Annotated in this window: 25 protein-coding genes; all 25 read left to right on the plus strand. The window is 70.0% G+C overall.

The features are described from left to right. Positions 1 to 17 precede the first annotated feature (17 nt). The gene (locus tag VFX14_08370) at positions 18 to 1,505 is read left to right on the plus strand and encodes an ammonium transporter (GenBank protein ID HEU5189689.1); all 1,488 of its coding nucleotides are present in this window, start codon (positions 18 to 20) and stop codon (positions 1,503 to 1,505) included. A 113-nt stretch (positions 1,506 to 1,618) separates the two neighbouring features. Further along, complete coding sequence (gene glnA, locus VFX14_08375; GenBank protein HEU5189690.1) at positions 1,619 to 3,043, plus strand: type I glutamate--ammonia ligase; 1,425 nt, start codon at positions 1,619 to 1,621, stop codon at positions 3,041 to 3,043. A 245-nt stretch (positions 3,044 to 3,288) separates the two neighbouring features. Further along, on the plus strand, positions 3,289 to 4,533 hold the full coding sequence (locus VFX14_08380) for an outer membrane beta-barrel protein (protein HEU5189691.1): 1,245 nt from the start codon (positions 3,289 to 3,291) through the stop codon (positions 4,531 to 4,533). A 139-nt stretch (positions 4,534 to 4,672) separates the two neighbouring features. After that, complete coding sequence (locus tag VFX14_08385; protein ID HEU5189692.1) at positions 4,673 to 5,272, plus strand: ANTAR domain-containing protein; 600 nt, start codon at positions 4,673 to 4,675, stop codon at positions 5,270 to 5,272. A 230-nt stretch (positions 5,273 to 5,502) separates the two neighbouring features. Then, positions 5,503 to 6,789, plus strand: a complete 1,287-nt coding sequence (urtA, locus tag VFX14_08390) for an urea ABC transporter substrate-binding protein (protein ID HEU5189693.1) — start codon at positions 5,503 to 5,505, stop codon at positions 6,787 to 6,789. 9 nt (positions 6,790 to 6,798) lie between these two features. Continuing rightward, positions 6,799 to 8,487: an urea ABC transporter permease subunit UrtB gene (gene urtB, locus VFX14_08395; protein HEU5189694.1), complete on the plus strand. Its 1,689-nt coding sequence runs from the start codon at positions 6,799 to 6,801 to the stop codon at positions 8,485 to 8,487. After that, a complete protein-coding gene (gene urtC, locus VFX14_08400; protein HEU5189695.1) occupies positions 8,474 to 9,652 on the plus strand; it encodes an urea ABC transporter permease subunit UrtC in 1,179 nt (392 codons plus the stop codon). Before urtB ends, urtC begins: the two co-directional genes overlap by 14 nt. Beyond that, entirely contained in the window at positions 9,649 to 10,440 is a 792-nt protein-coding gene (gene urtD, locus VFX14_08405; GenBank protein HEU5189696.1) for an urea ABC transporter ATP-binding protein UrtD, read from the plus strand. Before urtC ends, urtD begins: the two co-directional genes overlap by 4 nt. After that, positions 10,433 to 11,146, plus strand: a complete 714-nt coding sequence (urtE, locus tag VFX14_08410; protein ID HEU5189697.1) for an urea ABC transporter ATP-binding subunit UrtE — start codon at positions 10,433 to 10,435, stop codon at positions 11,144 to 11,146. The genes urtD and urtE overlap by 8 nt, the downstream gene beginning before the upstream one ends. 19 nt (positions 11,147 to 11,165) lie before the next feature. Then, positions 11,166 to 11,468: an urease subunit gamma gene (locus VFX14_08415; protein ID HEU5189698.1), complete on the plus strand. Its 303-nt coding sequence runs from the start codon at positions 11,166 to 11,168 to the stop codon at positions 11,466 to 11,468. Positions 11,469 to 11,478: 10 nt separating this feature from the next. Further along, the gene (locus VFX14_08420; protein HEU5189699.1) at positions 11,479 to 11,850 is read left to right on the plus strand and encodes an urease subunit beta; all 372 of its coding nucleotides are present in this window, start codon (positions 11,479 to 11,481) and stop codon (positions 11,848 to 11,850) included. Beyond that, positions 11,847 to 13,562, plus strand: a complete 1,716-nt coding sequence (gene ureC / locus VFX14_08425; protein ID HEU5189700.1) for an urease subunit alpha — start codon at positions 11,847 to 11,849, stop codon at positions 13,560 to 13,562. The genes VFX14_08420 and ureC overlap by 4 nt, the downstream gene beginning before the upstream one ends. Positions 13,563 to 13,579: 17 nt before the next feature. After that, entirely contained in the window at positions 13,580 to 14,083 is a 504-nt protein-coding gene (locus tag VFX14_08430; protein ID HEU5189701.1) for an urease accessory protein UreE, read from the plus strand. After that, positions 14,076 to 14,765, plus strand: a complete 690-nt coding sequence (locus VFX14_08435) for an urease accessory protein UreF (protein HEU5189702.1) — start codon at positions 14,076 to 14,078, stop codon at positions 14,763 to 14,765. The genes VFX14_08430 and VFX14_08435 overlap by 8 nt, the downstream gene beginning before the upstream one ends. Next, positions 14,762 to 15,397: an urease accessory protein UreG gene (gene ureG / locus VFX14_08440; GenBank protein HEU5189703.1), complete on the plus strand. Its 636-nt coding sequence runs from the start codon at positions 14,762 to 14,764 to the stop codon at positions 15,395 to 15,397. Before VFX14_08435 ends, ureG begins: the two co-directional genes overlap by 4 nt. A 46-nt stretch (positions 15,398 to 15,443) precedes the next feature. Then, positions 15,444 to 16,244: an urease accessory protein UreD gene (locus VFX14_08445; GenBank protein ID HEU5189704.1), complete on the plus strand. Its 801-nt coding sequence runs from the start codon at positions 15,444 to 15,446 to the stop codon at positions 16,242 to 16,244. A 22-nt stretch (positions 16,245 to 16,266) separates the two neighbouring features. Next, positions 16,267 to 16,464, plus strand: a complete 198-nt coding sequence (locus VFX14_08450; protein ID HEU5189705.1) for an AtzG-like protein — start codon at positions 16,267 to 16,269, stop codon at positions 16,462 to 16,464. Further along, entirely contained in the window at positions 16,461 to 17,858 is a 1,398-nt protein-coding gene (locus VFX14_08455; GenBank protein HEU5189706.1) for an AtzE family amidohydrolase, read from the plus strand. The genes VFX14_08450 and VFX14_08455 overlap by 4 nt, the downstream gene beginning before the upstream one ends. Positions 17,859 to 17,882: 24 nt before the next feature. Further along, on the plus strand, positions 17,883 to 18,266 hold the full coding sequence (gene hpxZ / locus VFX14_08460; protein ID HEU5189707.1) for an oxalurate catabolism protein HpxZ: 384 nt from the start codon (positions 17,883 to 17,885) through the stop codon (positions 18,264 to 18,266). A gap of 168 nt (positions 18,267 to 18,434) precedes the next feature. After that, positions 18,435 to 18,713: a helix-turn-helix domain-containing protein gene (locus tag VFX14_08465; protein ID HEU5189708.1), complete on the plus strand. Its 279-nt coding sequence runs from the start codon at positions 18,435 to 18,437 to the stop codon at positions 18,711 to 18,713. Between the two features lie 49 nt (positions 18,714 to 18,762). Further along, the gene (locus VFX14_08470; protein ID HEU5189709.1) at positions 18,763 to 19,830 is read left to right on the plus strand and encodes an MBL fold metallo-hydrolase; all 1,068 of its coding nucleotides are present in this window, start codon (positions 18,763 to 18,765) and stop codon (positions 19,828 to 19,830) included. A gap of 26 nt (positions 19,831 to 19,856) precedes the next feature. Next, complete coding sequence (locus VFX14_08475) at positions 19,857 to 20,546, plus strand: response regulator (protein ID HEU5189710.1); 690 nt, start codon at positions 19,857 to 19,859, stop codon at positions 20,544 to 20,546. Positions 20,547 to 20,548: 2 nt separating this feature from the next. Beyond that, positions 20,549 to 22,384, plus strand: coding sequence for an ATP-binding protein (locus tag VFX14_08480; protein HEU5189711.1), 1,836 nt, complete (start codon positions 20,549 to 20,551; stop codon positions 22,382 to 22,384). A gap of 411 nt (positions 22,385 to 22,795) precedes the next feature. After that, a complete protein-coding gene (locus VFX14_08485) occupies positions 22,796 to 23,605 on the plus strand; it encodes an alpha/beta fold hydrolase (GenBank protein ID HEU5189712.1) in 810 nt (269 codons plus the stop codon). Then, positions 23,602 to 25,164 carry a GH3 auxin-responsive promoter family protein gene (locus VFX14_08490; protein ID HEU5189713.1) on the plus strand — a complete coding sequence of 521 codons (1,563 nt, stop codon included), beginning with the start codon at positions 23,602 to 23,604 and terminating at the stop codon, positions 25,162 to 25,164. The genes VFX14_08485 and VFX14_08490 overlap by 4 nt, the downstream gene beginning before the upstream one ends. Positions 25,165 to 25,228 lie beyond the last annotated feature (64 nt).

Consider the following 25,228-nt stretch of genomic DNA (forward strand, 5'->3'; position numbering starts at 1 on the left):
ATCAAGGAGGACGCGCGGTGGTCAAACTGTCTAGGATCATCATGCTCGTCGTGCTGCTCGCCGGGCTCGGGTTGATGGCGTCGGCCGCCTTCGCCCAGACGCCGGCGACTCCGCCCGCCGTCGAGGCCCCCAAGGCGGACGCCGCGGCGCCCGCAGCCGCCACGCCGGCGGCGCCGGCCGCGCCCGCGCCGCCCAAGATCGACTCGGGTGACACCGCGTGGGTGCTCATGTCCTCGGCGCTGGTCCTGCTGATGACCGCGCCGGGCCTCGCCCTCTTCTACGGCGGCATGGTGCGGCAGAAGAACGCGCTCGGCACCCTCATGCACAGCTTCATCATCCTCGCCCTCATCTCGGTGCAGTGGGTGCTGTGGGGCTACAGCCTGGCATTCGGGCCCGACAAGGGCGGCATCATCGGCGGCCTCGAATGGGTGGGGTTGCGCGGCGTGGGCCAGACGCCCAACCCCGACTACGCGGCCACGATCCCGCATCAGGTGTTCATGCTCTTCCAGATGATGTTCGCGGTCATCACGCCCGCGCTCATCACCGGCGCGTTCGCCGAGCGCAAGAAGTTCTCGACGTTCATCGTGTTCATTCTCGCGTGGGCGACCCTGGTCTACGACCCGCTCGCCCACTGGGTGTGGGGCGTGGGAGGCTGGCTGCGCAATCTCGGCGCGCTCGACTTCGCGGGCGGCACCGTCGTGCACCTCTCCTCGGGCGTGTCCGCCCTGGCCGCGGCCCTGGTGATTGGCAAGCGGCGCGGCTTCGGCCATCATCCGATGCCGCCGCACAACCTGCCCCTCACCGTGATGGGCGCGGGTCTGCTGTGGTTCGGCTGGTTCGGCTTCAACGCGGGCAGTGCGCTCGCCGCCAACGGCCTCGCCGGGCACGCCTTCACGACGACCAACACCGCGACGGCGGCGGCGGCCCTGGCGTGGATGTTCACCGAGTGGGCCTCGCGCGGGAAGCCCACGGTGCTGGGGGCGGCGTCCGGGGCGGTGGCGGGGCTCGTCGCGGTGACGCCCGCCGCCGGCTTCGTGACCCCGATGGCGTCGATCCTGATCGGGGCGGTGGCGGGCGTGATCTGCTACACCGCGTGCAACATCAAGACGAAGATCGGCTACGACGACTCGCTCGATGTGGTCGGCGTCCACGGTGTGGGTGGCACGTGGGGGGCCCTTGCCACCGGGATCTTTGCCACCAAGCTCGTGAACGACGCCGGCGGGGACGGCCTCCTCTACGGCAATCCCAAGCAGCTCATGGTCCAGATCATGGCCGTGGCGGTGACCCTTGTGCTCGGGTTCGTCATGACCACGGTCATCCTGAAGGTGCTCGACGCCATCATGGGGCTCCGCGTGACGGAGGAGGACGAGATGGCCGGGCTCGATCTGTCCCAGCATTCGGAGACGGCGTATGCGCTCGGCGGAGGCAGTGAGTACTCCGTGAGCGGCGGAGCATTCGAGGAGGCGATGCGCGCCACGCAGGCCAAGGCGCGGACGGCGCACTAGCCCGGGCCTTGACGGAGGCAGGCGAAGCCTCTAGTGTCTGAGGCCGGCGGGGCCGGGACGGCTCCGCCGGCCCCGGTTTTCAGCCCCAACGAAACTTTCATAAGGAGGCAGGAATGACCCCGAAGGACGTGTTGAAGCTGGCGAAGGAGAAGGGAGCCAGGATCGTTGACCTCCGGTTCATCGACCTGCCCGGGCTCTGGCAGCACTTCTCGATCCCAATCTCCGAGCTGAGCGAAGGCATCTTCGAAGACGGGCTCGGCTTCGACGGCTCGTCGATCCGCGGCTTTCAGACGATCGACGAGTCGGACATGCTGCTGATCCCCGACGCGAGCTCGGCCCAGATGGACCCGTTCACCGCGGTGCCCACACTCGTGCTCATCTGTAATGTCAAAGACCCGGTCACCGGAAAGGCCTACACGCGCGACCCGCGGTACGTGGCCCAGAAGGCCGAGGCCTACGTCAAGAAGACGGGGCTCGCCGACACCATCTACATCGGCCCGGAGCTCGAGTTCTTCTTCTTCGACTCGATCCGCTTCGACCAGACCTACAACCACGGCTACTACTTCATCGATTCGGAAGCGGGCGCGTGGAACACCGGCAAGGAAGGCTCGGCGGATCGGCCCAACCTGGGCTACAAGCCGCGCTACAAGCAGGGCTACTTCCCGGTGCCACCCATGGACCAGTTCCAGGACATCCGTTCCGACATGGTGCTGGCGCTGGAGTCGGTGGGGGTGCGGGTCGAGGTGCACCACCATGAGGTGGCCACAGGCGGGCAGACCGAGGTCGACATGCGCTACGACACCTTGACCAAGATGGCGGACAAGGTGTGCTGGTACAAGTACTGCGCGAAGAATACCGCGAAGAAGTGGGGCAAGACCGCCACGTTCATGCCGAAGCCGCTCTTCCAGGACAATGGCTCGGGCATGCACACCCACCAGTCGCTGTGGAAGAACGGCAAGAACCTCTTCTACGAGCGGGGCGGCTACGCGGACATCTCCAAGACCTGCCTCCACTACATCGGCGGCATCCTGAAGCACGCGCCCGCGCTCCTCGCGTTCATCGCGCCGTCGACCAACAGCTACAAGCGACTCGTGCCGGGCTACGAGGCGCCGATCAACCTGGTGTACAGCCAGCGGAACCGCTCCGCCGCCATCCGCATTCCCATGTACTCGAAGTCGGAAGGGGCCAAGCGCATCGAGTTCCGCACGCCGGACCCGACGTGCAACCCATATCTCTCGTTCGCGGCCTGCGTGATGGCCGGCCTCGACGGCGTGGCCAACAAGATCGACCCGGGCAAGCCCGTGGACAAGGATCTCTACGAGCTGCCGCCCGCCGAGCAGAAGAAGATCAAGCAGCTCCCCGGCGCGCTGGACATCGTGCTGGACAACCTTGAGAAGGATCACGACTTCCTCCTCAAGGGCGACGTCTTCACGCCCGACCTCATCGAGACCTGGATCGAGTACAAGCGGAAGAACGAGGTGGATCCCGTCCGGCTGCGCCCGCATCCGTACGAGTTCGCCCTCTACTACGACATCTAGGCGGCTCCCCGCGGCGCTGCCCCGCTCCTCGCGCGAGGGGCGGGGCGGCTGCCGCCCGAATCGGCACGCCGCCCGCGACTGATCACTCGAAGTGCAGCGGGGTGGCGCGCCGCTGACCCGCATCCTTTTCGCAGGTCCACGAAATCACGCTTTCGCCTCGCTCCTCCCTCGCGCCGGCCGCTTGGCATCGAACTCGCAGCCTGCCCTCGGCGCGCCGCACCTTCATAACCCACAGGGAGGAGCGAATGACGCAAGACCTTGGACGCTGGTTGGCCGCAATCCTGATGACCGGGCTTTGGATCGCCCCTGCTCTCGCCCAGACGTCGGGGCCCTCGCCCGGACCCGCGACCGCTCCGGCGGCGGAGGCGAAGAAGGAGGAAGAGAAGCCCAAGACGTACTGGGAGGAGCACAAGCTCTTCGCCTACATCGAAAACAGCTACACGTTCAATCTCACGGGGGCGGGACGGGACGCGACAAACGAGCTGCGCTTCTACGACTTCGACGAGGGCTACACGTTCAACATGGCAGAGTTCAGCATCAAGAGGGATCCCTCGGAGAAGTACTGGTGGGGCTATGGCCTGGTGGTCACTGCCGGGCTCGACGCGCAGAAGAACCACTCGCTGGGCATTTTTCGGGATTTGGACGACACCTTCCCCTTCCGGAACACGAAGAAGTTCGACCTGCAGGAGGCCTATCTCTCGCTCCGGATCCCCATCGGCGACGGACTCATCGTCAAGGGGGGGAAGTTCGTCACGCTGCTGGGCTACGAAGTCATCGAGTCGCTCAACAACCTCAATTTCTCGCGGGGCTACTTGTTTTCGCTCGCCATCCCGTTGACCCACACCGGCGGCCTGCTCTCCTACACCTTCGGCGAGCAGTTCAGCGTGACGGCGGGGGTGGTGCTGGGATGGGATAACAGCCGCGACAACAACGACGCGGTGTCGTACACGGGGCAGTTCGCGCTGACGCCCATCAAGGACCTGACGGCGAACCTAAACTGGATCGTGGGGCCGGAGCAGACGGACAACAAGGCCAATCAGCGGGCGGTGCTGGACCTGGTGGTGAACTACACGGGCTTCAAGAACACCACCATCGGGCTGAACGTCGACTACGGCTTCGAGCAGGACGAGGCGTTCCTGCGCTCGCTGGGGACGCGGCAGGACAACGACGCGGTGTGGTGGGGGATCGCGGGGTACGCGGCGTATGACTTCAGGGACTGGTTCCGGCTGGCGCTGCGACAGGAGTTCTTTCGGGACGCAGACGGGGCGCGCACGGGGTTCGGCAGCGACGTGAACCTCTTCTCGACCACGCTGACGGCCCAGTTCAAGATCTGGAAGGGCCTGGTGGGGCGGGTGGAATACCGCCACGACGCTTCGTCGGAGAAAGTGTTCAAGGCGAAGACGTCGCGGCCGGACGCCTCCCAGGGCGTGTCCGCGCAGTCCAAGACCCTCGACACGATCTCGCTCAGCCTCTACTACTCCTTCTTCTAGTCGCGCCTTCTGCTCAGGCGCTGGGCCACTTCGTGGCACATGCCCGGCGCCTGAGCAGATCGTTCCGCCGCCCGTCCCCTAATTCCGTGATTTCTGGTTCACTCCTTCTTGGCACCCCCCTTGCGTGCCCTGGCCGGGCATGAAGCCCAGGTGGAAGGTCGTCATCGTCGATGATCACGCGCCCTCCCGGGCGGCGGTCGCCGAGGCCGTGACCGCCCAGGGTGGGCAGGTGCAGGGCAACGGCAGTCGGGTCGAGGACGTCGCGCACCTGGTGGGGAAGCACCGGCCCGACGCCGTCATCATGGCGGTGGGTCTGCCCGACGGGGACGGTGTGGAGGCGGCGCGCCAGGTGATGGCCTCCGGCGCCTGCCCCGTGGTGATGCTCACCAGCCACACGGAGGCCGCGGTGGCGGCGCGCGCCATCGGGGCCGGCGTGCTTGCGTTCCTCGTGAAGCCGCTGCGCGCGGAGGAGCTGGGCCCGGCCCTGGACGTGGCGGTCTCCCGCTTCCGCGAGCTCACCGCCATGCGGCAGGAGAACGAAGCCCTCAAGCGCACGCTCGAGACGCGCAAGCTCATCGAGCGGGCGAAAGGCATCCTGATGCAACGGCTCGGTCTCTCCGAGCCGGATGCGTTCCGCCGCATCCAGAAGACCGCGATGGACACCCGCCGGCCCATGGCCGAGGTCGCCCAGGCGCTGCTCCTCACCGAGGAGATGGCGCACGGCCGAGCGGGCAAGTAGTCGCTGCTGCCTACATCCTCGGCAGGCGCGCCGCGACTGCTGCTTATGCAGGCAGTCACTCATCGGGCGGCGCTGCCGCAATCGCTTGAAAACATTCACCCAGGGCGGCGGCACATCGCTTGCTCTCCGTCTGGGCAGCCCGGCGCGACACCGCCGTCGCGCCGGGTACGGCACCGCCGCCGCTGGCCACTTCAACCTCTTTGCCGTGAAAGGAGTCGGGCATGCAGGGCGTGACGAGAAGGAGCTTCCTCAAGACCGCGGCGGTGGTCGGCGCGGGCGCGGCAGCCGGCATCGGATTCCCGGCCGTGCTCCGGGCGCAGGGCGGCACGGTGAAGGTGGGCGTGCTCCACTCGCTCTCGGGCACCATGGCCATCAGCGAGGTGTCGCTGCGCGACGTGTGCATGATGGCGTTCGAGGAGATCAACGCCAAGGGCGGGGTCATGGGCAAGAAGATCGAGCCCGTGGTCGTGGATCCCGCGTCGAACTGGGACCTCTTCGCGGAGAAGGCCAAGCAGCTCCTCCTCCAGGACAAGGTCGCGGTGGTCTTCGGCTGCTGGACCTCGGTGAGCCGCAAGTCCGTGCTTCCGGTGTTCGAGAGCAACAACGGGCTCCTCTTCTACCCCGTCCAGTACGAGGGTGAGGAGTGCTCGAAGAACGTCTTCTACACGGGGGCCACGCCGAACCAGCAGCTGATCCCGGCGGCGGAGTACCTCATGTCGAAGGAGGGCGGCGGGTACAAGAAGTTCTACCTGCTCGGGACCGACTACGTGTTCCCGCGCACCGCCAACAAGATCCTGCGCGCGTTCCTCCTCGCCAAGGGCGTCCCCGCTGACTCCATCGCGGAGGAATACACGCCGTTCAATCACCAGGACTATCAGACCATCGTCGGCAAGATCAAGCGCTTCGCCTCCAGCGGCAACGCCGCGGTGCTCTCGACCATCAACGGCGACTCGAACGTGCCCTTCTACAAGGAGTTCGCAAACCAGGGCCTGCGCTCCGAGAACGCGCCCATCATGGCGTTCAGCGTGGCCGAGGACGAGCTGCGCGGCATGGATACCTCCGCGCTGGTCGGGCACCTCGCTGCCTGGAACTACTACCAGTCGGTCTCCACGCCCCAGAACAAGACCTTCGTGCAGAGCTTCAAGAACTACGCGAAGAAGAACAACCTCCCCGGCGGCGACAAGCGCGTCACCGACGATCCGATGGAGGCCGCGTACTTCGGCGTCTACGTCTGGAAGCAGGCGGTCGAGAAGGCCAAGTCTTTCGAGGTCGACGCCGTTCGCAAGGCGGTGTACGGCCAGGAGTTCCTCGCGCCGGGCGGGAAGATCAAGATGGACGAGGCCAACCACCATACCTACAAGCCGGTGCTCATCGGCGAGATCCTGAAGGACGGGCAGTTCAAGGTGGTGTCGCGTTCCAAGGGTTTGGTGAAGGCCGAGCCGTGGAGTGAGTACACCAGTGCGGACAAGGGCTGCGACTGGGTCAAGCACCAGGGCACGTACCAGAAGAAGGCATAAGGCGGGGTGATGGCGTACGTCCTGCTGGTCCTGCTGCTGCTGTCGGGGCTCGCCGCCCCGGCCGCGGCGCAGGCGCCAGCAGCCGCCGCGCCGCCTCCCGAGATCGCGAAGGCCATCGCCGAGGTCGCCTCGTCCGATGGCGCGGCCCAGGAGGCGGCGGCGGTGACGCTCGGCAAGACCGGCGACCGGAAGATCCTGCCGCTGCTCGAGGCCCTCCGCGAGGGCAGCGTGTTCGTGCGCCCGCTCCCCGGCGGCAAGAAGGAGACCGTCATCGCCGGGGACAAGGTGACGGACGGCGACAAGACCCTGGTGCCCCTGTTCAGCGCGTACGCGCGGGAGCCCCTTCCGGGGCCCGACGGCAAGCCCCTCCTCGTGGACATCGGCACATTGGAAGAAGTCTCCACGGGGCGCAGCCTGCGTCTGGCCATTCGTCCCCTCATCGACGCCTTCTCCGGTCACGCGCAGCTCGCCGATCCCGACTGGACGGTGCGCAAGGCGGCGGCCACCAAGATGGGCAACGCGGGCGATCCCGGCGCTATCCCGACCCTGACGGAGGCGCTGGGCAGGGAGCAGGACCGCTGGGTGCGTTACGAGCTCGAGCAGGCGGTCGCGCAGATCCGGCTCAAGACGGGCAGCGATCCGGAGCGTGCGGCGGCGGCGGCCAAGCTGGGCGCTCTCGCCAGCGAGGACTCGCTGGATCGACTGCGCGAGGTTGCGGCCGACGCGGGAGCGGCCGCCCCGGTGCGGCAGGCCGCCGCCGAGGCGGTGAAACGGGTGGAGCGCTGGGCCCTCCTCACCTCGGCCATCCAGATCGGCTTCCAGGGGCTGTCCCTCGGCTCCATCCTGCTCCTGATGGCGCTGGGGCTCGCCATCGTGTTCGGTCTCATGGGCGTGATCAACATGGCCCACGGCGAGCTGATGGCGCTCGGGGCCTACACGACCTTCGTCATCCAGGGCTGGTTCCAGGCGCATGCGCCGGGGGCATTCGACTACTATTTCCCCGTCTCGCTGCCGCTCGCCTTCCTCGTCTCCGCCGCCGCCGGCTTCGCTCTCGAGCGCGGCGTCATCCGTTTCCTCTATGGGCGGCCCCTCGAGACGCTGCTCCTCACCTGGGGCGTGAGCCTCATGATCCAGCAAGGCCTGCGCCTCTGGTTCGGCGCGGCCAACGTGGACGTGCTCTCGCCGAGGTGGCTGTCCGGCGGGATCCCGGTGATGGTGGGGCTCCAGCTCCCGTACAACCGGCTCTTCATCGTCGGGCTCGCGGTGGTGGCGGTGGTGGGGATGTACCTCGTGCTGTTCCGCACCGACGCGGGGCTTCGGATCCGCGCGGTGACACAGAACCGCGGCATGGCCGCGTGCCTGGGTGTTCGGTCGCGCCGGGTGGATGCGTTCACGTTCGCGCTGGGCGCGGGGCTTGCCGGGCTCGCGGGCTGCGCGCTCACCCAGATCGGCAATGTGGGGCCGGAGCTCGGCCAGAACTACATCGTGGACTCGTTCATGGTGGTGGTGTCGGGGGGGGGGGGACAGCTCGCCGGCACCATCGTGGCGGCCGCGGGCATCGGCGGGCTGAACAAGCTCATCGAGCCGGGCCTGGGCGCAGTGTTCGGCAAGGTCGCGATCCTCGTGCTCGTCATTCTCTTCATCCAGCGGCGCCCGTCCGGCCTCTTCGCCGCCAAGGGTCGGTATGCCGACTCGTGAGCGGTGGGCTCTGCTCGCCGGCGCCGCGCTCGTCGTCGTGGTGCTGCCCGCGCTGAACTCGCTGCCCAAGGACTCGCCGCTCCACGTGAGCGATTTCACCCTGAACCTCTTCGGCAAGTTCCTGACCTACGCGATCCTGGCGCTGGGGATCGACCTCATCTGGGGGTATGCGGGCGTGCTCTCGCTGGGCCACGGTGTGTTCTTCGGGCTGGGCGCCTATGCCATGGGGATGCACCTCATGCTCGAGATCGGCACGCAGGGCGTGTACCGCAACGCGCTGCCGGACTTCATGGTATGGAACCGGGTCACCGAGCTGCCGCTCTTCTGGCGGCCGTTCTACAGCGCCTGGTTCACGCTCCTCGCCGTGGTCGTGGTGCCCGGCATCGTGGCCGCGGTGTTCGGCTTCCTCACCTTCCGGAGCCGGATCCGCGGTGTCTACTTCTCGATCATCACGCAGGCCCTTGCCCTCTGCGCCTGGCTGACGTTCAACCGCAACGCGCTGAACCTCGGCGGGACCAACGGGCTCTCGGGCTTCAAGACCATCTTCGGCTTCTCGCTCAGCGAGCCCGCGACCCAGCGGGGGCTCTACGTGGCCAGCGCGATCGCCCTCTGCCTGGCGTACGTGCTCTGCCGTGTCATCGTGGGGTCGCCCGCCGGCAAGGTCCTCGTGGCGATCCGCGACAGCGAGACGCGGGTACTCTTCTGCGGGTACTCGCCGGCGGCCTTCAAGCTCTTCGTGTTCGTCGTCTCCGCAGTGCTGGCGGGAGTGGCCGGGGCGCTGTACGTGGGGCAGGTGGGTATCATCACGCCCGCCCGCATCGGCGTGCTCCCATCCATCGAGATGATCATCTGGGTGGCGGTCGGGGGCCGCGGCACGCTGCTCGGCCCCGTGGTGGGCGCGGTGGGGGTGAACTGGCTCCAGAGCCTGCTCACCACCCACTACCCCGACCTCTGGCTCCTCGTGCTCGGCGGCATGTTCGTGGGGGTGGTGCTCTTCTTCCCGGAAGGCGTGGTGGGGAGCCTGCAGCAACTGCCGCGGTTCCTGACGCGTGTTCGAAGGGTCCGCGACGAGCGACCGCCGAACTCTTCGAACGAGGGGAGCTACGCCCCCCTCGGGCTCCCCCGGCCCCAGGCCCCCCCACCGCCGCGAGGCCCAAGATCATGACCGTGAATGCGGCTGCTCAGGGCTCCATTATTTATCTGGAGGACGTGACTGTCGAATACGAGGGGTTCAAGGCGCTGAACGCCCTGAACTTCTTCATGGACTACCAGGAGCTGCGCGTCGTCATCGGCCCTAACGGCGCGGGCAAGACGACGCTGCTCGACGTGATCACCGGCAAGGCGCAGCCGCGTGCGGGTCGCGTCATCTTCGGCCGGAACACCGATCTCGTGGGCCGCCGCGAAAACGAGATCGCGGCCCTTGGCGTCGGCCGCAAGTTCCAGAACCCGTCGATCTTCGCCAATCTGACGGTCCGGGAGAACCTGGAGCTGGCCCTGGCCCGTCCCAGCAAGGGCGTCCTCGCGACGATGCGCGCGCGCCTCGACGGCGGACAGCGCGCTCGAGTGGATGCCACGCTAGAGGCGATCGGACTCGCCGCCGAGGCGGGGCTACGTGCGGGCGGGCTTTCCCACGGCCAAAAGCAGTGGCTCGAAATCGGGATGGTCATCGTGCAGGACGCCGAGCTGCTCCTGGTGGATGAGCCGGTGGCGGGGATGACGGACGAGGAGACGGAGAGGACTGGCCGGCTCCTCCAGGACGTGGCGCGAGAGCGGGCCGTGCTCGTCATCGAGCACGACATGGAGTTCGTCCGGCGCATCGCACGGACGGTCACGGTGCTCCACGAGGGGAGCGTCCTGTGCGAAGGGTCGGTGGACGAGATCCAGAAGGACGGGCGCGTGCTCGAAGTCTATCTCGGGCGCAGCCGGGAGGAGCGGGGCCCTGCCCATGCTTGAGATCCAGGGACTCGACGTCGCCTACGGCGAGAGCCAGGTGCTCTGGGACGTGTCGCTCCGCGTGCCCGCGGCCGGTGTCGTCTGCCTGATGGGCCGCAACGGCGTCGGCAAGACCACGCTCCTCAAGACCATCATGGGGCTCTTGCCTGCACGCGACGGGCACATCGTGTTCGACGGCGAGGATCTGGTGGGGCGCCGCCCCGAGGAGCGCGTCGCCCGGGGCATCGGCTACGTTCCGCAGGGACGCGAGATCTTCCCCAATCTCACCGTGGCCGAGAACCTACGCGTGGGTCTTCTCGGGCGCGCCGGCGGGGGGAACGGAAACGGCCACGGCCCGCGCGGCGACTTCGACGAGGTCTTCTCGCTGTTCCCGAAGCTCGAGACCCTGCTCAAGCGCAAGGGCGGCGTGCTCTCGGGGGGCGAGCAACAGCAGCTCGCGATCGCACGGGTGCTCCTCGCCCGGCCGAAGCTTCTCCTCATGGACGAGCCCACCGAGGGTATACAGCCGAGCGTGATCCTGCAGATCGAGGAAGCGATCGAGCGGATCAAGGCGCGCGGCATCGCGGTGCTGCTGGTCGAGCAGTACCTGGAGTTCGCCTGGCGGCTTGCCGACTCCTATGCCATCATACGCAAGGGCGCGATCGTGGCGAGCGGGGCCACCGCGGATCTCCGCCAGGACGCGGTCCGCGAGCATCTCACCGTCTAGGACGCCCTAGGGCCTCCGCGTGCACCTGACTCCGCGCGAGCAGGACAAGCTCCTGGTGTTCGTGGCCGCCGAGGTGGCCCGCCGCCGCCGCGCGCGGGGCCTCAAGCTCAACTATCCCGAAGCCATGGCGCTGATCACCGCGGAGATTCTCGAGGGTATTCGCGACGGGCGCTCCGTCTCCGATCTCATGGCCTACGGCATGACCATCCTGAGCCGAGCCGACGTGATGGACGGCGTGCCGGAGATGCTTGACGAGGTCCAGGTCGAGGGCACTTTCCCCGACGGCACGAAACTGGTGACGGTGCATCATCCAATCCGATGACGGAGCGCGCATGATTCCGGGCGAGTACCTGCTGGGCGACGGGGAGATCGAGGCCAATGTCGGCCGGGAGACGGCGCAGCTCGCCGTGGCGAACACGGGGGACCGGCCGATCCAGGTAGGCTCGCACTTCCACTTCTTCGAGGCCAACCGCGCGCTGCGTTTCGACCGCGCCCGCGCATTTGGCATGCGGCTCAACATCCCCGCGGGCACGGCGGTGCGCTTCGAGCCCGGCGACGAGAAGGTGGTGACGATAGTGGCCCTGGCGGGGGCGCGAGAGGTGCACGGTCTCAACGCCCTCACCGACGGCCCCACCGCCGGGGGGGCCCGCGCCGCCGCGGTGGCACGGGCATCGCGCGCCGGCTTCGAGGGCGCGGGACGATGACCCTCCGCATCCCGCGGCGGCAGTACGCTGACCTCTTCGGACCCACGGTGGGCGACCGGGTGCGCCTCGCCGATACCGAACTCCTGATCGAGGTGGAGCGCGACTTCACCGTGTACGGCGACGAGGTGAAGTTCGGCGGCGGCAAGGTGATCCGCGACGGCATGGGGCAATCCGCCCGGGCCACCGCGGCTGAGGGCGTGCTGGACCTGGTCATCACCAACGCGCTCATCCTCGACCATTGGGGCATCGTCAAGGCGGACATCGGCGTGCGGGCGGGGCGCATCGTGGGAGTGGGGAAGGCCGGCAATCCGGACATCATGGCGGGGGTCATGCCGGGACTGGTCATCGGCGCCTCCACCGAGGTCATCGCGGGCGAGGGCCGCATCGTGACGGCGGGCGGCATCGACAGCCACATCCACTTCATCTGTCCGCAGCTCGTGGACGAGGCACTTGCCGCGGGGCTCACCACGCTGATCGGCGGTGGCACCGGGCCGGCGACGGGAACCAACGCTACGACGTGCGCGCCCGGCGCCTGGAACATTCACCGGATGCTGGAGGCCTCCGACGGGCTGCCCATCAACCTGGGCTTTCTCGCCAAAGGCAATGCGTCGCGGCCCGAGCCGCTGCGCGAGCAGGTGGCGGCGGGCGCCATCGGGCTCAAGCTCCACGAAGACTGGGGCACGACGCCAGCGGCCATCGACGCGTGTCTCGCGGTGGCGGAGGAGACGGATACCCAGGTCGCGATCCACACGGACACGCTGAACGAGGCGGGTTTCGTGGAAGCGTCCATCGCGGCCTTCAAGGGCCGGACCATTCATACGTACCACACCGAGGGCGCGGGAGGCGGCCACGCGCCCGACATTCTCCGCGTGTGCGGGGAGGCGAATTGCCTGCCGTCATCCACGAACCCGACCATGCCCTTCACCGTGAACACCATGGACGAGCACCTCGACATGCTCATGGTGTGTCATCACCTGAATCCGAAGATCCCCGAGGATCTCGCCTTCGCGGAGTCGCGCATCCGGGCCGAGACGATCGCCGCCGAGGATGTGCTCCACGATCTGGGCGCGATCAGCATGCTTTCATCGGACTCCCAGGCCATGGGCCGCATCGCCGAGGTCATCACGCGTACCTGGCAAACCGCGGACAAGATGAAGCGGCAGCGGGGTGCGCTTGCCGGGGACGGCCGCGCGGACAACGTGCGCGCGAAGCGCTACGTGGCCAAGTACACGATCAATCCTGCTATTTCACACGGCATTGCCCATGAGGTGGGCTCGGTCGAGGCGGGCAAGCTCGCCGACCTCGTGATCTGGAAGCCGGCCTTCTTCGGCGTCAAGCCCGAGCTCGTGGTCAAGGGCGGGCTCATCGTCACCGCGGCCATGGGCGATCCGAATGCCTCCATCCCGACGCCGCAACCCGTGCGGTACCGCCCGATGTTCGCCGCCTACGGTCGCGCCGTCGGCTCGACCTCCGTGACCTTCGTGTCGCGGGCGGCGCTGGAGGACGGCGTGCCCCTGCGCCTCGGCCTCCAGAAGCGGGCCAGCGCGGTGCGCGGGTGCCGCGGCCTCTCCAAGGCGGCCATGATCCACAACGCCTATGTGCCCCGCATGGAAGTGGACGCGGAGACGTATGAGGTCCGGGCCGATGGCCAGCTCCTGACCTGCGAGCCGGCGTCGGTCCTGCCGATGGCGCAGCGCTACTTCCTCTTCTAGGTGACCCGCGCTTGGTCGTGATCACCGAGCCCCACCTGCACGTCTCCGATGAGGCCCTGCGGGGACGCGAGCGCGACACGCTCTGTCTCACCTGGGAGGAGCGGCGCTGGACCCGCAAGCGCGTGCTGACGGGTGCCGGCCGCGAGGTGGCGCTCGCCCTGCCGACCGGCAGCGTGCTGCAGCCGGGCGACGTGATCGCGATCGAGTCGGGCTGGTACCTCGTGGTGGAGGGACGTCCCGAGCCGGTGCTGGCGATCGCGCCGCGCGACCGCGCCGAGGCCATTCGCGTGGCCTTCGACGTGGGCAACCGGCACTTCTCGCTCGCTTTGGACGGGGACGTCATCCTGGTGCCGGACGACACCGCGATGGAGCAGCTCGTCCAGCGGCTCGGCGTGGCCTGGGAGCGGCGCACCGCGGTGTACGATCCCATCGGCGGTGGTGGCCACCGCCACGAGCCCGGGCGGAGCCCGCTGGACGGCCACTCGCACCTGGATCACGGGCACGAGCACTCCCATGCCTGATCCCGCGCTGCTGCCGCTCCTGCATCTGGCCGACACCGCGTTCCCGACGGGCGGCTATGCGCACTCGCTCGGGCTCGAGACGTATTGCCAGGACGGCCGCGTCGCCGACGCCGAGGGGCTGGCGGCCTTCCTCACCATGCACCTCGAGGGCGCGGCCGGGCCGGCCGACGCCACCGCCGCGGTGGCGGCGCTGCGCGCATTTGCCGCCCGCGATCTCGGAGCGTGCCGCGCGCTCGACGCGCGGCTCGAGGCGATGAAGCCGGCTCGCGAGCTGCGGGAGGCCAGCCGTCAGATGGGCCGCCAGACCCTGCGCGTGGCCCGGGCGCTGACCGGCGACGCAGGGCTCGGCGCCTACGCGGCCGCGGTCGACGCGGGTGAGGCCCCCGGGCATCACGGCGTGGCCTTCGGCATGGCCGCGGGGGCGCTGGGGGTGGGGGCCGAGGCCGCGGCCACGGGCTATCTCTATTCCGCGACGTCGCTGCTGGTCGGCGCCGCCCTCCGCCTCATGCGCCTCGGCCAGCTCGAGGGCCAGCGCGTGCTCTGGCGGCTCCACCCGCTGATCGGCCGCCTGGCCGCCGAAGCGGCGGCGCGCGATCCCGACGACATGTGGAGCTGGGCGCCCGGCCTCGAGCTGGCGAGCCTCGCCCACGAGCGGCTGGACGCGAGGCTCTTCCGCTCATGAGCGCGTCGACGACGCCGCGTGCGCTGCCGCGCCCGCTGAAAATCGGCGTCGGCGGGCCGGTCGGCTCGGGCAAGACGGCACTGGTGGAGCGGCTCTCGCGCCTCCTGCGCGACCGCTACGACATGGCGGTGATCACCAACGACATCTACACGCAGGAGGACGCGCAGTTCCTCATCCGGCGCGGCGCGCTGGCCGCCGAGCGGGTCATTGGAGTGGAAACCGGAGGCTGTCCCCACACCGCGATCCGCGAGGACGCCTCGGTAAACCTCGAGGCCGTGCATCAGCTCGTCGGCCGGTTTCCCGGCCTCGAGCTCCTCCTCGTCGAGAGCGGCGGGGACAACCTCGCCGCCACGTTCAGCCCTGAGCTCGTGGACGCGACCATCTACGTGATCGACGTCGCCGAGGGGGACAAGATCCCGCGGAAGGGCGGCCCGGGCATCACGCGGTCCGACCTGCTCGTCATCAACAAGATCGACCTGGCCCCGTACGTGGGCGCCGATCTCGCGGTGATGGAGCGTGACGCCAAGCGCATGAGAGGAGACCGGCCGTTTGTCTTCACGAATCTTCGCGACGGTGACGGCGCGCAGGCCGTGGCCGATTGGATCCGGCGCGAGCTCCTCTTCGAGGGCTGACAGCGCCGGAGAGGTCGCGCGGCGCATCGGCCGCGATGGGCTGCTCGTGCTGGGGTTCGAGCGGCGCGGCGGCCGTACCGTGCTCGCCGAGCGGCGCTACGCTCTCCCGCTCCAGGCGCTCGAGTGCATGGAGCTGGAGGACGGCGTGGCCGCGCTCATGCTCCTCAATCCCACCGGCGGCGTGCTGGGCGGCGATCGTCTGGAGACCCGCGTGCGGGTGGGGGCGGGTGCCCACGCCTGTCTGACCACGCCCTCGGCCACGCGGGTGTATCGGAGCCTGGGGGAGCCGGCGCGACAGCGCGTCGTCGCCACCGTGGCCGTGGGCGCGCGGCTCGAATACGTGCCCGATCACCTGATCCCGTCACCCGGCTCCCGCCTGCGGCAGGAGACCGACATCGTCCTCGAAGCCGGTGGCGCGGCGCTGATCTGGGACGCCTGGTCCGTCGGCCGCCCCGCGCGTGGCGAGGCCTGGACCTTCGCCGAGCTGGATCTGCGTCTGGACGTCCGCGACGCGGGGGGGCCGATCCTCCACGAGCGCGCACGGCTCGATGGGCGCGGGCTCTGGGACGGGCTGGGCGGCGCCGAGGGCATGCCGTACCTCGGGGTGTTCGTGGCCGTGGAATCGGGGCGAGCGGTGTGGGGCCCGATCGCGGGCGCGCTGGACGATGCGCTGCCCCGTGGTCGCACCCCGGTCCGGGGCGGGGCCGCGGTGCTCGGCCGCGCGGGCGCGCTCGTGCGCGTGGCCGCGCCCTCCGCGCCCGCGCTCACCGAGGCGGCAGAGGCGCTGTGGGCGACGGGGCGCCGCGCCCTGTTCGACCGCCCGCCGTTGCGGTTGCGCAAGCTCTGACAATCGGGTGAGGATGGCGCCGATGAGCTACCCGGCGCCCGATCCCGAGGAGGCCCGCGCGTATGCCGAGCGCGCCGCCGCGGCCATCGGCCTCCCGCTCCCGGCCGAGCGAATGCCCGCCGTCGCGCAGCACCTCGCGATCCTGCTCGCCGCCGCTGCCCTCGTGCTCGACTTCCCGCTGCCCGAGGATGGGGAAGCTGCGCCCGTCTTCGAGCCATGAGCGCGGCGAGCCTGGAGGCGAGTGACGCCGTCGGCGTGGCCGAGGCGGTGCGGGCGCGTCGCGCATCCGCGGCCGAGGTCGCGGCGCGCGCGCTCGCGCGGATCGCCGCGCGTGACCCCGCGCTGAACTGCTTCACCGCCGTGCTGGCGGACCGCGCGCGCCGCGACGCGGCGGCGGTCGACGCCGCCCTGGCCCGCGGCGAGGATCCCGGCCCGCTCGCCGGGGTGCCCGTCGCCGTGAAGAACCTCTTCGACGTGGAGGGGCTCACGACGCTGGCGGGCTCGCGGATCAACGCCGAACGCCCGCCGGCCTCGCGCGACGCCGCATGCGTGGCCGCGCTCCGCCGGGCAGGCGCCGTCCTCGTCGGCGCGCTCAACATGGACGAGTACGCGTTCGGATTCACGACCCAGAACACCCACTACGGTCCCACGCGGAATCCTCACGACCGCGACCGCGTCGCCGGCGGGTCGTCGGGCGGCTCGGGGGCCGCGGTCGCTGCCGGCCTGGTGCCGCTCACGCTCGGCTCCGACACGAATGGGTCGATCCGGGTGCCGGCGGCGCTGTGCGGCGTGTTCGGGCTCAAGCCGACGTACGGGCGTGTGTCGCGGCGTGGCACCGCGCTCTTCGCAGGCTCCTTCGACCACGTGGGCCCGCTGGCGCGCTCGACGCGTGATCTCGCCGCCGCCTTCGACGTGCTGCAGGGCCCCGACGCGGCGGATCCAGCGGCGAGCCGTCGTCCCGTGGAGCCTGTGGGGCAGGGGTGGACGCAGGGGATCGCCGGGCTCCGCATCGCGGTGGCGGGCGAGCACTTCGCGCGGGGCGGCGAGCCCGAGGCGCTCGCCGCGGTCGGGGAGGTCGCGCGGGCGCTCGGGGCGCGCGAGACCGTGACACTGCCCGAGCCGCATCGGGCCCGGGCCGCCGCCTTGATCATCACCTCGGCCGAGGGCGCCCAGCTCCACGTGCCCGATCTCCGGACGCGTCCGGACGACTTCGATCCCATGACGCGCGATCGCTTCCTGGCCGGGGCGCTCGTCCCCGCGACCGCGTACGTGGCCGCGCAGCGCTTCCGGGCCTGGTATCGCGCCGCGGTCCGCCTCCTCTTCAACCAGGTCGACGTGGTGCTCGCCCCCACCACGCCGTTTCCCGCGCCGCGCATCGGACAGGAGCGCATCACGGTCGCGGGTCATGAGGTGCCGGCGCGGACCACGCTCGGCCTCTACACCCAGCCGCTGTCGTTCATCGGCCTGCCCGTGATCTCGGTCCCGATGGCGCGCGCGCCGGGCCGTCTGCCGCTGGGGGTGCAGCTCGTGGCGGCGCCCTTCCGCGAGGCGGCGTTGCTGCGCGTAGCCGCCTATCTGGAAGCCGAGGGCGTGATCGCGGCGCGCATCGCCTGAGCTCCCCCTCCCGAAAGGATCGGCATGGAGATCAATCTCCCCGAGGTCGTCGCCGAGGTGACGCAGGCTTTTCGCCGCTACGAGGCGGCGCTCACCACCAACGACATTCCCGTGCTGGAAGCATCGTTCTGGGATCATCCGCTGGTGATTCGCTTCGCCCTCCACGACAACGGGTACGGCCCGGACGCGATCGCGCGGTCGCGCCTCAGCCGGGGCAACACCGACCTGCGCCGCGAGCTCAAGCACACGCTGATCACGACATTCGGCCGCGACTTCGCGACCACGAACACCGAGTTCCAGCGGGTCGACTCGGGCCGCGAGGGGCGTCAGAGCCAGACCTGGGTGCGGACCGACAAGGGCTGGAAGGTCGTGAGCGCCCACGTCTCCTGGCTGACCCCGGCGCCCTGACCGCGTTGCTCAAGGCGCAGGCTGGCTGCTGATCTTCTGGGCAGCGCGCATGCTCGGCTCCGGAGCCGACCCACTCAAGCCTTTGATTTCCTTCGCCATGGCCTCCGGCATACGGCTTGCTGCCACCTGGGTCATCGCCCGGGCGTCGGCGGGCAAGGAGTCAGGGTCATGGACGGAAAGCAGCTGGAGACCGAGCTCGAGCGTCTGGTGCTGAACGCCTTGCCGGCGCTCGTGCGCGAGCAGGTCACCGCCGAGCGGGGGCGCCTGTATCGGGCGGTCATGATGCGGCTGGAGCTGCCGCTGCTCCGCCACGTGCTCGATCTCTCGGGCGGCAATCAGCTCAGGGCGGCGCGCCTGCTGGGCATCAATCGCAATACCTTGCGCAAGCGGCTCCGGGTGCTCGGCCTCCTGCCGCACGCCTCCACCCGGAACGAGACGCTGGCCTAACCTCCGGCCGTCTGGTCGTGCGGCGGGGGGCGGGGTACACTGGCTCCTCGTGCGTCCGTCCGCGTCCCTTCCGCCGGCCTTCGGGTCCGCTGCGCTCCTCCTCATCGTACTCTCGGGATGCGCCGGCCTGCCCTCGGAGCCCGTCCCGGGCGAGCCACCGCATCACGCCAAGGGCGGCTTCCGGAACACCGCCCCCGACTTCCACCGTGCCGAGGGCTGGAGGCGGATCAAGTTCCTTGCGAGCCGTAGCTGGCAAAGCCTCGTCTCGCCGCGCACCTTCGACACGCCACGGGAGAGTGCCGAGGGGCTCGCGGCAGGGCAAGCGCTTTGGGCGGGCGCCGAGCCCATCATCACCTGGATCGGGCATGCGAGCCTGCTGATCCGCCTCGACGGTGTCACGATCCTCACCGATCCCACCTGGAGCGAGCGGGCTAGCCCGTTTTCCTGGGCGGGCCCGAAGCGGCTGGTCCCGCCCGGGCTGCCGTTCGAGAGTCTGCCACGGGTGGACGTGGTGGTGCTGTCCCACGATCACTACGATCACCTGGATCTGCCCACCGTGCAGCGGCTCGCGAAGGCCTACGAACCGCTGTTCGTCGTACCGCTCGGCCTCAAGGCATGGCTGGCGGAGCGCGGCGTCACGCGGGTCGAGGAGCGCGACTGGTGGGGGCGGGTGGAGCATCGGGGCGTGAGCTTCGTGTGCACTCCCGCCCAGCACTTTTCGCAGCGCACCCCCTGGGATCAGAACCAGCGGCTCTGGGCCACGTGGGCGGTGCTGGGTCCGTCGCGCCGCTTCTACTTCACCGGCGACACCGGGTACTTCGACCAGTTCAAGGAGATCGGCGCGCGGTTTGGCCCGTTCGACCTGGCCGCGGTGGCGATCGGCGCATACATCCCACCCGAGATCATGCGCTCGGTTCACATGACGCCCGAGCAGGCGGTGCAGGCCGCGCAGGACGTCGGAGCGCGCGTCACGCTCGGCATGCACTGGGGGACGTTCGACCTCGCCGAGGAGCCGCTCGGCGAGCCGCCCGAGCGCATGCTCGCGGAGACCGCCCGGCGGGGCATCGGACCCGAGCGCGCCTGGATCCTGAAGATCGGCGAGACACGCCGCTGGTAGGCCCACGCTGGTAGGATGATCCCGGCATGGCGAGCCGGGTGCTGATCGTCGAAGACGAACCGGACATCCGGGACCTGCTGACCTTCCACCTCGAGCGCGACGGCTTTCAGGTCGTGCGCGTCGGCGCGGGGATGGAGGCGCTACGCCAGGTGCATCTCACCCCGCCGGACCTCGTCATCCTCGATCTCATGCTACCGGAGATGGACGGGCTCGAGGTGTGCCGCCGCCTGCGCGCGGACGCGGCGACCGCGACGCTGCCCATCATCATGCTCACCGCCAAGGGCGACGAGGTGGATCGAGTCGTGGGCCTCGAGATCGGCGCCGACGACTACATCGTGAAGCCCTTCTCGCCGAAGGAGCTGATCGCGCGCGTGCGCGCGGTGTTACGGCGCTCGCGGGCGCCGGCGGCGGGTGCGCCGCTGGTGGTGGGCGACATCCAGCTCGACGGAGCCACCCATCAGGCCGTTGCGGGCGGTCGGCCGCTGAGCCTCACCCCGAAGGAGTTCGACCTCCTTCGCGCGCTCCTGGAAGCGCGCGGGCGCGTGCTATCGCGGGAATTCCTGCTCGACCGGGTGTGGGGGTATGCGCGGGCGGGGGAGATCGAGTCGCGAACGGTGGACGTGCACGTTCGCCGGCTCCGCGCCAAGCTGGGCGCGGAGGGCGAGCGGATCCTCACCGTGAAGAACGTGGGCTATCGTCTGGACCCGGACTCCTGACCGTGCGCGCGCTCATCCTGTTCCTCCGGCGGCGCATCGCGCTGAAGCTGACCCTCACCCTGGTGGGTTTCACCGGCATCGCCGCCCTGGCCGCCGGCCTCTACGTGAACCGCGCCCTGGAGGGGTTTGCCGCCGATTCCCTCGAGGCGCGGCTGGCCGCGGTGGGCCGCGTCCTTCACGACGAGACGTGCGCCCAGCTCCCGGCGGACGCGGGCGCGCCGAGCATACAGGCCTTCGCGACCCGCGCCGGGCGGACCACGGGGGCACGCGTGACGGTGATCGCGCCCGACGGCCGGGTGCTCGCCGAGTCGGGCGCCGCGCCGGGCGGCGTGGCGGCGATGGAGAATCACGCCGATCGTCCCGAGGTGCGCGCGGCCCTGGCGGGGCGGGTGGGGCGCGATCTCCGCACCAGCGCGACGCTCGACGCGCCGCTCCTCTACGTCGCCATGCCCGTGCGCCAAGGCGACCGGCTCGTCGGCGTGCTGCGCCTCGCCGTGCCGCTGTCGGAAGTCACCGCGTCGTACGAGAGCGTGCATCGCGTGATGCTGGTGGGCGGGCTGGTCGCCCTCACGGTGGCGCTCGGCATCGGCCTCTTCGTGTCCGGGCGCGTGACGCGGCCCGTGGTGGAGATGCAGGCGATCGCTCGCCAGCTCAGCGAGGGCAGCTTCGCCGTGCGCGCGCCCGTGCGCTCTCCGGATGAGATCGGTACCCTCGGCCGCTCGCTCAACGTGCTGGCCGCGCGGCTCCGCGAGAAGATCCAGGACCTCGCCCAGGAGCAGGCCAAGGCCACCGCCATCCTCGACGGGATGGTCGAGGGCGTGATCGCGGTGGACGGCCATGACCACATCCTGCTCATGAACGAGCGCGCGCGGGCGATGTTCAATCTGGAGAGTGGACGTGTGGAGCGCAAGCCATTCCTCGAGGTCATCCGCAACGCGGACCTCCACACCGTCTTCCGCGAGGGACGGGCTGCGGGCGCGGACGATACGGGGGACGCGGCGGCGGTGCGGCGGGAGCTGCGTCTGAGCACGCCGGTCGAGCGCATCCTGCAGGTGCACGCGGTGCCGTTGCGGCTCGGCCCCGGCGAGACCGGCGTGGCCATGGTGCTCCACGACATCACGGCGCTGCGACAGCTCGAGCAGGTCCGCACGGAGTTCGTCGCGAATGTCTCCCACGAGCTCCGGACCCCGCTCACCGCCATCCAGGGCTATCTCGAGACCCTGCTGGGGGGCGCGATGGAGGATCCGGCGCATGCCCGGCGCTTCCTCGAGGTGGTGTTCCGGCACACGGAGCGGCTCGGCCGGCTGCTCAACGATCTCACCGACCTCTCCAACATCGAGCTCGGACGTGTGGCGCTACACCGAGGGCCGGTCGACCTTGCCGAGGTCGTGGAGGGGACCCTCGACATCATCCGCGCCAAGGCCGATGCGGGCGGGGTGCGGCTGGAGGCGCGGCTGCCCGATCACATGCCCGCGGTGCACGCGGATCGCGACCGGCTGGCGCAGATCCTCATCAACCTGGTCGACAACGCCGTGAAGTACACGCCCGGGGGCGGTCGCGTGACCGTGGAAGGTGCGGCGGGAGTCGGGCTCGTGGAGGTGACGGTGGCCGACACGGGCGTCGGCATTCCGCCCGCCGACCTCCCCCGTGTCACCGAGCGCTTCTACCGGGTGGACAAGGCGCGCTCGCGCGAGCTGGGCGGCACCGGCCTCGGCCTCGCCATCGTCAAGCATCTGGTCGCCGCCCACGGGGGCACTCTCGTGATCGAAAGCCGGTTGGGTGAGGGCACCCGGGTGCGCGTCACCCTGCCCGCGGCGGAGCCGACGCTCGCCGTCTGAACGCGGCCTCTCAGCGGGGGGATCACTGGAAATAGCCCCCGAGGCCCGCCGCGAACACCGCCACGCCCAGCAGCACGGGCAGGCCCAGCCCCTGTCGCACGGTGATGACGCCGCCGTGACGGGACGACGACACCCGTCACTGAAACTTCACTCGCGGAGCGGTACGGCGTTCACATCCCCCGTGGGACGCTGAACGCAATGAGCGCACTCCATGTCGAGCGGCAGGGGCGAGCCGATCTGCACGTGCACACGTGGTGGAGCGACGGGCCGCAGCGCCCGGAAGCGGTGGTCGCGGCCGCGGCGGGACGCGTCGACGTGTTGGCCATCACGGACCACGACGAGTCGCCACGTCCACTATCAGTCGCGTTCTCTCATCAAGTTTTTGCGCCAGAGCGCGCAAAGGAGAGCCCTGTGAGCGACCACGGCGACTGCAACTTTCGTTGGCTGGAGCGCGGTGAGGGCGAGCCGGTGCTGTTCCTCCACGGGCTCTTCGGGCGCATGCACGACTGGGACGCCACGCTCGACCGCCTCAGCGCGTCCTGCCGTCCCATGGCGCTCTCGCTCCCGATGTTCGAGCCCTGGCTGCCGGAGCCCACCATCGAAGCCCTCGCGGATCACGTGCGCGGCTTCCTGGATGCCCTGGAGATCCCGCGCCTGATCCTCGGCGGGAACTCCCTCGGCGGTCACGTAGCCCTTCGCGTGGCCCTGGCTGCCCCCGAGCGCGTGTCCGGCCTCGTGCTCACCGGCTCGTCGGGGCTCTTCGAGCGGAGCTTCACGCGCGGGGTGCCGCACCGCCCGAGCAAGGCGTTCGTGCGCGAGAAGATGGAGGAGATCTTCTACGACCCCGAGCTCGTGACGCCGGAGTGGGTCGAGTCGGTGCGGCGGCTGGTGACCGCGCCAACCTCCGCGATGCGCGTCCTGCGCTTGGCCCGCGCCGCACGGCGCGACAACGTCGGGGCACGCCTCCACGAGTTGCGGCCGCCGACCCTGCTCGTGTGGGGCCGGGAGGATCGCATCACGCCACCCGAGGTGGCCGAGCGCTTCCAACAGCTCATCCCCGACGCGGAGCTCCTCTACCTCTCGTCGTGCGGCCACGCGCCGATGCTCGAGGGGCCGGGTCCGTTCTCCGCCGCGGTCGCCTGGTGGCTCAAGGCTTCACGCGACCGGCGCGCGACGCCCGTGCTGGCGATGGAGTCGGCCTCCCTGGGGTCCGCGCGATGATGGCGCGCGCGGCGGCGAGGGTGCTGGACTGGTGGGCCGCGCGGCGCCGGCGGTCGCTCGAGCGGGCGTGGCGGCGGCCGGGCGGCGTGCAGGAGGAGCGGTTGCTGAGTCTCGTCACCGCCGCGCGCGACACCGAGTTCGGCCTCGCTCACGGCTTCGCGGCGATCCGCTCGGTGGCGGAGTATCAGGAGCGAGTGCCGCTGCGCGACTATCTGGGCCTCCAGTCCCTGTGGGCGCGCGCGGTGTGGGGCGTGCGGGATGTGACGTGGCCCGGCGAGGTGCGCCACTGGGTGAAGACGTCCGGGACCACCGCCGGCGACAAGCTGATCCCGGTCACGCGGGAGGCGCTCTCCGCCCACCGCCGCGGCGGCTGGGACGCCCTGCTCCTCGCGGCGGAGCGTGTGGGCGCGGAGCCGCTGCTCGGCGGCCCGATGCTCTTCCTCGGCGGCAGCACCACCCTCAAGCCCCTCGGCGAGCGCAGCGTGGTCGGCGACCTCTCGGGGCTCACGGTGCGGCGACTCCCGCCGGTGCTTCGCGAGCGCTACGCGCCGGGCCCTGCGGCGGCGATCCAGGACTGGGAGACACGGGTCGAGGCGGTCGCACGGCAGGTCGCCTGGCAGGACGTGCGCCTCCTCGCGGGCATGCCATCCTGGATGCTCGTGCTGTTCGAGCGCATCGCCCGGGTGCGCGACCTGGAGGGCCGACCCGTGCGCGACATGCGGCAGTGCTGGCCCGAGCTCCGCATCTTCGTCCACGGCGGGGTGTCCTTCGGGCCCTACGCGAGCGTGCTGGCGGAGTGGCTGGGCCGCCCGCTCGAGCGTCTCGAGGTGTATCCGGCGTCCGAGGGCTGGGTCGCGATGCAGACGGAGTCGCGGGACGGCCTGACCCTGACCCTCGACCACGACATCTTCTACGAGTTCGTGCCCGTGGAGGACGTGGGCTTGGACCGGCCCCGGCGCCACACGGTGGCGGACGTCGAGCTCGGGCGCCCGTACGCGGTCGCGCTCAGCACGACCGGCGGCCTCTGGTCGTATCTCCTGGGCGATACCGTGCGCTTCACCGCGCGCGACCCGCTGCGCCTCCGCATCATCGGGCGCACGCGGCACTTCGTGAACGCGTTCGGGGAGAACGTGATCGTCGAGGAGGTGGAGCGCGCGCTCACCACCGCGTGCCATCGGACAGAGGCGGAAGTGGTCGAGTTCACGGTGGCGCCGCGCTATCCCTCGGAGGCTGAGGCGCGGGGCAGCCACGACTGGCTGGTGGAGTTCCGCGTGCCGCCTCGCGAGCCCGAGGAGTTCGCGCGCCTGCTCGACGAGGCGCTCGCCGCCCTGAACACCGATTACGGTACCAAGCGCTGGCGGAATGTCGGCATGGTAGCGCCGCGCATCGTGACCCTGCCTGCCGGCACCTTCCACCACTGGATGCAGCGGGCGGGTAAGCTTGGCGATCAGCACAAGGTGCCGCGCGTGAGCAACGGCCGCGAGCTCGCGGAGGCGCTGCTCGCCGCGGGTGGGCTGGGGGCGCGTTTGGCGGCGCCCGGGGCCGTGGGCAGCCGGTGAGCATCGCGTGATCGTGCGCCAGGGACGCGGTGTTCCCACCGGTACGAGATGCTTCTGGCGGTCT

Source organism: Candidatus Methylomirabilota bacterium, from assembly GCA_035764725.1.
Classification (GTDB): domain Bacteria; phylum Methylomirabilota; class Methylomirabilia; order Rokubacteriales; family CSP1-6; genus DASRWT01.